Annotated in this window: 1 protein-coding gene; it reads right to left on the reverse strand. The window is 34.7% G+C overall.

The annotated features are described in order from the left end of the window. Positions 1-175: 175 nt before the first annotated feature. Positions 176-1,225 carry an IS6 family transposase gene (locus INF28_RS12720; RefSeq protein ID WP_226393822.1) on the reverse strand — a complete coding sequence of 350 codons (1,050 nt, stop codon included), beginning with the start codon at positions 1,223-1,225 and terminating at the stop codon, positions 176-178. Between the last annotated feature and the right edge of the window lie 109 nt (positions 1,226-1,334).

A 1,334-nucleotide genomic window follows, 5' to 3' on the forward strand; every position in this document is an offset into this window, starting at 1 on the left:
GGTTTTGTAAAGTTAAAATGAAAAAATAGCATAATGATTTCACAAAATTCCGCCGATTTTTGCCAAATAGCTTTTAAATGCTCGACTGAAATTTGTCAAGGGTAAAATAAACGTGCTAAAGCACGCCCTATGACAAATCACAGTGCGACCATTTGTATATTAATTAAGGCAAAAATCAGCTAACGAGTAGCAAAGAGTTTCGCTGACGTTCTGAACATTTAAAACCGGCAACTTCAGCAGGGGTTAGATTAGAAAGTGAACTGTGAGGTCTTATGAAGTTGTAAAAGAAAACAAACATCATAATCATACTGTTAGCACTTTCAAATGAATGAAAGCCATAACGAGTTTTGTACCAGTATTTGAACTGTTTGTTAAAGGCTTCAATAACATTGTTGGATATATCATCTTTGAAGCTTGTAACACGAATATGACGAACACCAAATATTGACTTTGTTGGTACCTTGTAAGCAGAATAACGGTCAGAAACAATAGAATTAGGTTTCCCGTAATCTTTTACACTATCAAACAAAGAAAAGGCTTGAGGAGAATCTCTATGTGGTGATAAATGAAAGCCTAAAACAAAACGTGTTTCACTGTCAATAATAAACCAGATATAATGCTTTACACCTTTGATTTTAACAACAGTTTCATCAGCGTGCCATTCATCAGAGTTAAAGTCTAAAGCAGGCATTAAAGTAATCATTTTGGTATGGAAGATAGGAGCAAACTTTTTGCACCAATCGCTGATAGTTACGTGAGAGATTTTAATATGATACAAAAGGTTAAGGCTTAAAGCAATCTTACGGAAAGAAGTACCGCCTATGTAGAACATCACAAGAGCAGTAATAACAAGATGAATGCTATGTCGCATACGCTTGAAGTCATTTTTGCCAAAGATGTTAGACATAGAAGGTGGAATTTTTACTGTAGGTTTGGCTTGAAAGAAAGAATGATTGCATTTTTTATCACAGCAACGATAATTAGAATAATCATCAAAATTGTGATGAAGAAAAGCAGCTTTGCCACAAATAGGACACGAAGGATATTTTCTTTGTTCCGGCGGAAGTGGTTTTGCACCTTTTGAACCACTTGAAATAAAATCAGGTGCAAATTGATGTTTACAAATGCGGCATTGGTATTTTTGATTACCAAATTTATCTTTGCCATATTTATAAAGTGAATGAGAGTTGCATCGAGGGCAACAATGTGGTATAATTTTATCCATGAGATCTTGATCTCCTTTCTCTGATTTTCAGGGAGGTATTCGGGTTTGGGGTAAAACCATTATACCATAAGGAGTTCAAGGTCTCAATTTTCATTTAACTTAACAAAAC

The sequence above is a fragment of the Ructibacterium gallinarum genome, assembly GCF_014982785.1.
Taxonomy (GTDB): domain Bacteria; phylum Bacillota; class Clostridia; order Monoglobales; family Monoglobaceae; genus Ructibacterium; species Ructibacterium gallinarum.